We start from the raw sequence: 8,097 nt of genomic DNA on the forward strand, positions 1-8,097 counted from the left end.
ATGCAGGTCAAAACATTCAGCGGAAGAAGCACCTCGGAAATCATGGCCCGGATCAAGAGCGAACTTGGTCCCGACGCCATCATCCTGAGCAACCAGAAACAGACCCGCAAAGGCGTCACCTGCTACGAGATCATGGCCGCCCTTGACATGCCGCAGGAACAGGCCTCGCCAGCGGAGTCCGTCATGCCTCTGGCCCAGAACGATGCCAGTTGCCTGCGCGAGGAATGGTCCAGGCTGCGCAAGCAGCTCATGGCCGTCCTGAAGCCGCAGATGGACATGCAGCTTTTGACACCGCGCCAGCAGCTGGTTTTCGAATATCTGGAACGGGAGGGCGTGAAGGAGGATGTACTGATCGATCTGTGGGAAAAATTCCGCCACGCGCCCGATGCGCCCACCCTGTCAGTCATGAACGGCATGGTCAGCCTCAGCCCCTGGTTCGATACGGACTGGACGCACAAGTTTCACCTGCTGACCGGCCCCTTCGGCAGCGGCAAGACCAGCACCACCCTGAGGCTGGCCCTGTCCCTGAAAAAAATGCGCCCAAAGGCGCGCATCCTGGTGGTCAACGCCGATCGCTCCCAGGGCAAGGGGCGGCTCTACCTCCGCCATTACACGGAGCTCTCGGGCCTGTCCTATCGGGAGCTCGACAACTCCGCCCAATGGGAGAGCCTTGAGCGCGACGCCAGATCTCATGACCTCGTCCTGCTTGACCTGCCGGGCCTGCCCGCCCATCAGCAGCTTGACTCCTGGCTGCAGGAGGTTTCCGGAGGGAAGCTTCCGGCCTGCCATGTGCATCTGGTGCTGAGCCCGCTTTTCGCTCCCCCGCAGATGGATGCGTTCGTGTCCAGATTCCGCTCCGCCTCCGCGTCCAGCATTATCTGGACGAAGCTTGATGAAGCCTGTAATTATGGGGAAATAATCAATCAGGCCAACAACACCGGTCTGCCGATCTCTCTTTTTTCCATGGGGCCGGATCTGAAGAACTCGCTGGCCCAACCCAAGGATCAGGATGTCTGGAAACTCTTGCTGCGACACGAACTGCCGCAAGCAACCAACTAAACTTTTTTTATCCCGGACACAGCATGAGCTCCTCTCTCCCCATTGTACTCTCGGTCACCTCCGGCAAGGGAGGCGTCGGCAAAACGAACGTTTCCGTCAATCTCGCCCTGTGCCTGAGCAAGCTCGGCAAGCGATGCGTCATACTTGACGCGGACCTCGGGCTGGCCAACGTGGATGTCGTGCTGGGCCTGACTCCGGAGCGAAACCTTTTCCATGTGTTCCACGAAGGGGTCTCCCTGGGCGACATCCTCTGTCCCACCGAATATGGATTCTCGATCCTGCCGGCGGCCAGCGGAGTCAGCGAGATGCTGTCCCTGTCCACGGGGCAGAAACTCGAACTCCTGGAAGCCATGGACGTGCTGGAAGACAGCATCGACTTTCTGATCGTGGACACTGGAGCGGGCATCAACGACAATGTGCTCTATTTCAACCTGGCGGCCCAGGAACGCCTGGTGGTCGTCACGCCGGAGCCGACCTCCCTCACCGACGCATACGCCCTGATCAAGGTACTGAAGCTCAGGCATGGCGTGGACAAATTTCATATCGTGATCAACATGGCCAAGAACGAAAAATCGGCCAAGGACATCTTCGTCAAGCTGTACAATGCGTGCGACCACTTCCTGACCGGGGTCTCCCTGAATTTCGTCGGCGCCATCCCCCAGGACAAGGCCGTACGCCAGGCCGTCATCGAACAGCAACCTTTCTGCAGCCTGACCCCCGACACCGAAGCCTCCCTGGCGATGCAGCGCATCGCCCGCAACTTGGCGCAATGGACACCGCAGGATCATCTCGATGGGAACATCAAGTTCTTCTGGAAGAAGCTCCTCTTTGCGGAATAAATCCGCAGAGCCCGTCTGGGCCGTTCTGGAGCAGACGGGCATCACTTTTGCGTCCTTGAGTCCCTCGGACAAGGATTGCATCGCGCGCGGCTTCGCCTCGCGTATCAAGATCATCGCCCTGCACCTCAAGGCCAAGCTTCCGGCCCATATCGAACTTTCCGACCTGATCAGCGCAGGCACGCTTGGGCTCATGGAGGCGCTGGGAAAATTCCAGCCGGAACTGAATATCCGCTTCGAGACATTCGCCGACAGCCGCATACGCGGGGCCATGCTGGACGAACTTCGTCGCATGGACTGGTATTCCAGGGGGCTTCGCCAGCGCATCAAAAAGCTTGAACAGGTCATCAGAGATTTCGAGCAGGAAAATGGGCACGCCCCTTCACGCAACGAGCTTCTGGAACTCACCGGACAGGACCGCCAGGAGCTGGAAGCGACGCTTGAGGCCGTGAACTCCCAGATCATTCTGAGCCTTGATGCGATCCAGGACCAATGGAATCAGCCCGGAGAGGGGGGCAATCACCGCGAACCCTTTGCCTCCGTGGCCTTCCACGACATCATTGACAAGCTCGGTCATCTCATCGATAGACTTAATGAACGGGAAAAGCTGGTCTTAAGTTTGTATTACACTGAAGAACTCAATATGAAAGAAGTGGCGCTGGCCCTCGACATAACCGAAGGGCGGGTCTCTCAGCTGCACTCCCAGGCGCTTGGAAAGCTCAAGAAAATGTTTGTGCGCGAATACGGCGATATCAACTGATCACACATTTTTGATTAATTTCTCGAAAAGCTCATGTGGAGGGATACATGGCGGTCAATACGAACATGCGGGTGCTCATCGTTGATGATTTTTCGACCATGCGGCGGATCATCAAGAATATTCTTCGTCAGCTCGGTTTCAACAACATCATCGAAGCTGACGACGGAACCGCGGCCTGGGAAGTCCTGACCAAGGACCAGGTGGATTTCATAATCTCCGATTGGAACATGCCGCAAATGACCGGCATCGAGCTCCTGCGCAAGGTGCGGGCCAGCGAAGAATTCGGCGACCTGCCCTTTCTCATGGTCACGGCGGAGGCACAGCAGGAAAACATCATCGAAGCCGTGCAGGCCAAGGTGTCCAATTACATAGTCAAGCCCTTCACAGCCGAGACACTGGGGCAAAAAATCAATAAAATCTTCGAATAACAACCACTCTGGCCGGCATTCGCGTATTGCCGGCCAGCTCAGGCCCCATGATCCTGCTCATCCTTCTCGCCCAGATTTCCCCTGAAGGCGACAAAAACGTCGCCCTGGATGATGAACGCCTGCAGGACAGCGTCCCCAAAGGACTGCAGAAAGTTGAACTTGATCTGGATGACGCCCTCTTTCTTGAGTTCGAGGAAACCGAGGAAGAAACCGAAGCCACTCCCCTCGAATCCCTGCCGGAACCCGAGGAAGCGGCTCCTCCTTCGGAACAGACCGAAGCACCCGCCAAAAAAAACCGAAAGAAATTATGGATTCTCGGTATTGCCGCAAGCCTGTGCTTGCTGTTTGGCGCCGGAGGGTCCTACTACTTCATGAAATCCGATCCGCCAGCCCCGGAAGAACAGAATGCCAAAGAATCGGAAAGTTCCCCGGAACAGCACGCGCCCGAAGGTTCTGCTTCAGACGCTGTCGAGTCTCACGAAAATGCCACGGTCCAGCCGCCAGAACAAATCGAAGCCTACTCCCTCGAACAGTTTCAAATCGAATACAATATTGACGGTAAAATCCGCTTTCTGACCTGCCGTTTTTCCATACCGGACACGACCGAGATAATGCGTGCTGAAATCCAGGCCAAAAAGCTGTTCATCCGCGACGGAGTGTATCGATACCTCAAGAACTCGCCCCTTTTCCTGCTGGATACCGAGCAAGGATCCGAAAAATTGAAGACTGACCTGGCAGCTGTCATCAATCAGACCTTAAAGAGCGGCCAGGTATCTGAAATTCTACTGGAAGAATACGTGGTGAAATAAATGGTGGACAACCTCAATCTTTCAACGCTCATCAGCCAGATCCCCGAGGCGCAAAAAATCCATCATACGCAGATCGCGCACCCGGAGATTCAGCAGGCGTTGGCAAAGGAATTGGTTCAGCGTCGCCAGCGGCGGGAAAAGGACCAGGTCGCCAAAGGCGAAGCCAGCGCAGCCGAAACAGCGGTTGATCCCGAAGGCCACAATGAGTCGGCTCCGGAACAATACGCTGGCGAACGGCAGGCGCATCCCCATGAACCTGACTTCGAATCAGATCAGGGCCACCTGATAGACACGCAGGTATAGATGAATCCTCAAATTTCGTACTGGATACTTACTGCATCGACCCTGATGGAGATTCTGCTCATCGTTCTCGCCTTTTTTTTCTATGGCAAGCTGAAGAAATCCGAACTTCTTGTGCGCTCCCTACAGGACAGACAAGAGGAATTCCTGCAAAAATTGGACATGAACGCCCGTCTGGAAAAAGAAATCATAGGCACTTTCACCAAACGCCAAGAAGAACTGACCGCCCTGGAAGAAAAGCTGCATTACCGCGCCCTTGAAATGCGCCGGCTGCTTGAACAGGCTGAAAATTTCACCAAATCGCCGCAGTTTCTGCGACAGACGATCTTGAGCGGTTTCAAGCGAGGTCAGTCAGCCGAAGCCCTGGCACAGGCCACGGGTCTCAGCGTGGATGAAGTGGAACTCATCCTTGACCAACCCAAAAATTGAAGCCAGAGATCCTTGCCCGCCAAATGAACCGCCCCCGCGCCAATCATTGACAATCCAACCATTTCAATGCGGCGTTTGAGCGGGCCTTTTTTCCGTTCAAATTACGAAGGCCGCCAATCCAGCCGCTGAATTCCAACATATTTTTATGAAAAAAACACTATTCCCCATAACCCCCGACAAACCTTGGCTTGCGCCTCTGGCCGGATATTCCGATCTCCCCTTTCGGCTCCTGTGTCACGAATATGGATGCAGCGCTGCCGTGACGGAAATGGTCAGCGCCAAGGGTCTGATCTACAACAGTCCGGGCACCAATGAGCTTCTGCAGACCTGCGATGAAGACAGTCCCCTGATCGTACAGCTTTTTGGATCGGAAGAGCCTTTTCTTGTGCAGTCCATCGAACGCCTGCGGGAAGCGGGCTTCCGCTATTTCGATCTCAACTGCGGTTGCCCGGTGCGCAAGGTAGTGAAAACAGGCAGCGGCGCAGCCCTGCTCAAGGAACCGGAAAAGCTCCTTGGCATTGCGAAATCCATGATCAACGCGGCAGAGCCCGGTTGCATGGGCTTTAAGATCCGCCTGGGCTGGTATGTCGGCCAGCCAGTCTACCTGCAGGTGGCCGCAAAACTCGAGGAATTGGGCGCTGGCTGGGTGACCATGCATCCGCGCTTCGGCGCCCAGGGTTTCACCGGACAGGCCGATTGGACCCAACTGAATACGCTGAAGGAAAATGTGAGCCTGCCTGTCATCGCCAGCGGAGATCTCTTTCACGCGGAAGACGCCATGCAATGCGTTGAGCAAACAGGTGTGGATAGCATCATGTTCGCGCGCGGAGCCTTGAACGATCCGTCAATTTTCAAACGGTATCTGCACTTGCTGCGTAGAGAAGAGCCGGATCCAAATTCGTGGACGCACATGGTTGGCATGGTTCGCAGACTCAGTGAGCTCTATCCCCAGCATGGCATGGAGAGGCTTGGCCTGCTCAAAATGCGCACTCTGCTGCCCAGATTCCTCAAAGGCCTGCCCGGAGCGCGCGCGATCCGGCGCGATATCGTATTCTGCAAGTCATGGGACGATGTGTTCACGATTCTAGAAGCTGGCATGAATGAACCCGAGGAGATCTGAAATGGAACTTGTCATCGCTAAAACGGCGGGCTTTTGCATGGGAGTGGACATGGCGCTGCACAAGCTGGACAACGCCGTGGCCGCTCCACCTCAAGATGCAACCATCTACACTCTGGGCCCCATCATCCATAATCCGCAAGTGCTGGCACGATACAAGGAGCAGGGGGTGCTCCAAACCGACGGGGCAAAACCCTTGAAAACGGGAGATGTCGTGGTCATTCGCGCCCATGGAATCCCAAGGAACATACAGTCGGAACTGGAAGCGCAAAACGTGACGATCGTTGATGCTACCTGTCCCAAGGTCAAAAAAGCCCAAATTCTTATCCAAAGGCAAGCCGACCAGAACAAGCATCTGCTTCTCTTTGGAGAACGCGATCACCCAGAAGTGCAAGGACTGGTGAGTTACGCCCCAAGACACACCGTATTCGAAAGTCTGGAAGAATTGTGCGCACATGAAATTGATTCTGCTGAAACCTATTTCCTTGCAGCCCAGACCACGCAAGACAGGGAATCTTTCAATGCCGTACGCGAATATCTGCTCAAGCACGTCGATGCCGACATGAGCATTCTCGATACGATCTGCATGGCAACCAAGGACCGTCAGGAGGAAGTCCGCGAGCTGTCCCACAAAGTTCAGGCAATGGTCATCGTCGGAGGAAAAAACAGCGGAAACACCAGAAGATTGGCTCAAATAGCGCAGGAATCAGGAATATTCGCAGTCCACGTCGAAACAGCTGAAGAGCTTCCCCTGAAGGAACTTGCCGCGTTTGAACGTATCGGGTTGACCGCAGGGGCTTCAACCCCTTCCTGGATCATTGAGAATGTCGCACAGACACTTCGCAAGGCTCTTCCTGACAAGGCATAAAAGGCTTGGCGGATCCTTAGGAGCATCATTTTGAGCTCCTTCCATGCATCTCGAGCTCCTGTGTACGCTGAACGACCATGCAGACGGGTTCCTTCAAGAAGCCTTTTGAGTTCAGATGCCGTTAAGATAGAATTTCGCCTTGGCCATGGCAGAGTTCAGCAGGAGTTGTTATTCAAACCACATATGCCATGCTTTTTGTTGCTGAAGATCCTGCACACCACCCAATTCCGGACTTATGCAATCCAGCGAATCGAGATTCTGCACATACTGAGATTTCATGAAGATCTCCTCGAATTGGAGGCCATTATCTTGTGTAGCCTTCCCCTAAAACCGAGCCATTGAAAAATAGAGATTTCTGGTAAAGATTGCCTCACGGAGGGCAAGATGAAGAAGTCTCGATTTTCGGAAAGCCAGATTATTCGGATTTTGAAAGAAGCCGATGGCGGTCGCAAGGTTGTCGATATTTGCCGCGAGCATGCCGTAAGCCAAGCCACCTACTACCAATGGAAGGCCAAGTTCGGCGGTATGGAGGCGTCGGACGTTCGCAGGCTCAAGGAGCTTGAAGAAGAAAACAGCAAGCTCAAGCGCATGTTCGCCAATCTCAGCCTCGAAAACGAGGCATTGAAGGACGTTATCGCAAAAAAGCTCTGAGGCCAGCCGAGAAGCGCGAGTTAGCGAATTTTATGCACAGTGAGCATGGGCTCAGCGAAAGGCAGGCATGTGCTGCGCTGGATCTTAGCCGGTCGGTGTACCGGTATGAGCCCAAACCACGGGATGATTCGCCGATCATTGAAGCGCTACAGGGACTGGCCGACCGGTATCCTCGCTACGGCTTCGGCAAACTGTTCGCGGTGTTACGCAGACACGGTTTCCGCTGGAACCATAAACGCGTCTACCGGATATATTGTCTTTTGAAGATGAACCTTCGGCGTAAAGGCAAGAAGCGCCTGCCTTCGCGTAGTCCGCAACCACTTGCGGTTCCGCCATGCGCAAATGTCTGCTGGTCCATTGACTTCATGCATGACGCCCTGGCCAGCGCTCAGAGATTTCGGACGTTCAACGTGCTGGATGACTTCAGCCGTGAGTGTTTGGCGATCGAAGTCGATACGAACTTGCCAGCGGCAAGGATATTGCGGGTTTTGGATCGGATAGTGGCTTGGCGCAGGTTGCCTGCCAAGCTGAGAATGGACAACGGGCCGGAACTGATTTCCGTGTTGCTGGCTGACTGGGCCGAGAAGAATGGCGTGGAATTGGAGTTCATCCAACCAGGTAAGCCGACACAGAATTCGTACATTGAACGCTTCAACAGGACCTACAGGGAAGAGGTGCTGGACTTCTACCTGTTCAAATCCCTGACGGAAGTGAAGGAAATTACGGAGAATTGGCTGAGGCAGTATGACCTGTCTTCGCAATAGAGGACACGTTCATTTCCCTAAACAGCTATCTTGATGAACAGCCGTTCATATTCCTCAGGCGCTTGGTAACCAATCG

Annotated in this window: 10 protein-coding genes; all 10 read left to right on the forward strand. The window is 54.5% G+C overall.

What is annotated here, in order from left to right; genetic code table 11:
• The 10 genes from BMZ24_RS03985 (at window position 1) to BMZ24_RS04030 (ending at window position 8,021) form a co-directional block, all read left to right on the forward strand.
• Window positions 1-1,059, forward strand: a complete 1,059-nt coding sequence (locus tag BMZ24_RS03985; protein ID WP_092189466.1) for a flagellar biosynthesis protein FlhF — start codon at window positions 1-3, stop codon at window positions 1,057-1,059.
• Window positions 1,060-1,082: 23 nt separating this feature from the next.
• Window positions 1,083-1,898, forward strand: coding sequence for a MinD/ParA family protein (locus BMZ24_RS03990; protein WP_092189468.1), 816 nt, complete (start codon window positions 1,083-1,085; stop codon window positions 1,896-1,898).
• Window positions 1,852-2,655 (forward strand): FliA/WhiG family RNA polymerase sigma factor, encoded by an 804-nt coding sequence (locus tag BMZ24_RS03995; RefSeq protein WP_092189470.1) that lies wholly within the window; start codon window positions 1,852-1,854, stop codon window positions 2,653-2,655. Before BMZ24_RS03990 ends, BMZ24_RS03995 begins: the two co-directional genes overlap by 47 nt.
• Before the next feature lie 47 nt (window positions 2,656-2,702).
• A complete protein-coding gene (locus BMZ24_RS04000) occupies window positions 2,703-3,083 on the forward strand; it encodes a chemotaxis response regulator CheY (protein ID WP_092189472.1) in 381 nt (126 codons plus the stop codon).
• A gap of 47 nt (window positions 3,084-3,130) precedes the next feature.
• Window positions 3,131-3,892 (forward strand): flagellar basal body-associated FliL family protein, encoded by a 762-nt coding sequence (locus BMZ24_RS04005; protein WP_092189474.1) that lies wholly within the window; start codon window positions 3,131-3,133, stop codon window positions 3,890-3,892.
• A complete protein-coding gene (locus BMZ24_RS04010; RefSeq protein ID WP_092189476.1) occupies window positions 3,893-4,195 on the forward strand; it encodes a hypothetical protein in 303 nt (100 codons plus the stop codon).
• A complete protein-coding gene (locus BMZ24_RS04015) occupies window positions 4,196-4,621 on the forward strand; it encodes a hypothetical protein (RefSeq protein WP_092189478.1) in 426 nt (141 codons plus the stop codon).
• Between the two features lie 145 nt (window positions 4,622-4,766).
• Window positions 4,767-5,741, forward strand: coding sequence for a tRNA dihydrouridine synthase (locus tag BMZ24_RS04020; protein ID WP_092189480.1), 975 nt, complete (start codon window positions 4,767-4,769; stop codon window positions 5,739-5,741).
• A gap of 1 nt (window position 5,742) precedes the next feature.
• Entirely contained in the window at window positions 5,743-6,606 is an 864-nt protein-coding gene (gene ispH, locus BMZ24_RS04025) for a 4-hydroxy-3-methylbut-2-enyl diphosphate reductase (RefSeq protein ID WP_092189482.1), read from the forward strand.
• Window positions 6,607-6,990: 384 nt separating this feature from the next.
• A protein-coding gene (locus tag BMZ24_RS04030) for an IS3 family transposase (RefSeq protein WP_425266261.1) occupies window positions 6,991-8,021 on the forward strand; the annotation gives its coding sequence in 2 pieces (ribosomal slippage) (window positions 6,991-7,243 and window positions 7,243-8,021; 1,032 coding nt in all).
• Window positions 8,022-8,097 lie beyond the last annotated feature (76 nt).

The sequence above is a fragment of the Desulfomicrobium norvegicum genome, from assembly GCF_900114595.1.
Lineage (GTDB): Bacteria > Desulfobacterota > Desulfovibrionia > Desulfovibrionales > Desulfomicrobiaceae > Desulfomicrobium > Desulfomicrobium macestii.

What these genes read in the sequence shown, in the direction of transcription:
- BMZ24_RS04020 (WP_092189480.1), top strand. Translation starts at nt 4,767, where the DNA reads ATGAAAAAAACACTATTCCCCATAACCCCCGACAAACCTTGGCTTGCG.
- BMZ24_RS03995 (WP_092189470.1), top strand. Translation starts at nt 1,852, where the DNA reads ATGGGAACATCAAGTTCTTCTGGAAGAAGCTCCTCTTTGCGGAATAAA.
- BMZ24_RS03990 (WP_092189468.1), top strand. Translation starts at nt 1,083, where the DNA reads ATGAGCTCCTCTCTCCCCATTGTACTCTCGGTCACCTCCGGCAAGGGA.
- ispH (WP_092189482.1), top strand. Translation starts at nt 5,743, where the DNA reads ATGGAACTTGTCATCGCTAAAACGGCGGGCTTTTGCATGGGAGTGGAC.
- BMZ24_RS04005 (WP_092189474.1), top strand. Translation starts at nt 3,131, where the DNA reads ATGATCCTGCTCATCCTTCTCGCCCAGATTTCCCCTGAAGGCGACAAA.
- BMZ24_RS03985 (WP_092189466.1), top strand. Translation starts at nt 1, where the DNA reads ATGCAGGTCAAAACATTCAGCGGAAGAAGCACCTCGGAAATCATGGCC.
- BMZ24_RS04000 (WP_092189472.1), top strand. Translation starts at nt 2,703, where the DNA reads ATGGCGGTCAATACGAACATGCGGGTGCTCATCGTTGATGATTTTTCG.
- BMZ24_RS04010 (WP_092189476.1), top strand. Translation starts at nt 3,893, where the DNA reads ATGGTGGACAACCTCAATCTTTCAACGCTCATCAGCCAGATCCCCGAG.
- BMZ24_RS04015 (WP_092189478.1), top strand. Translation starts at nt 4,196, where the DNA reads ATGAATCCTCAAATTTCGTACTGGATACTTACTGCATCGACCCTGATG.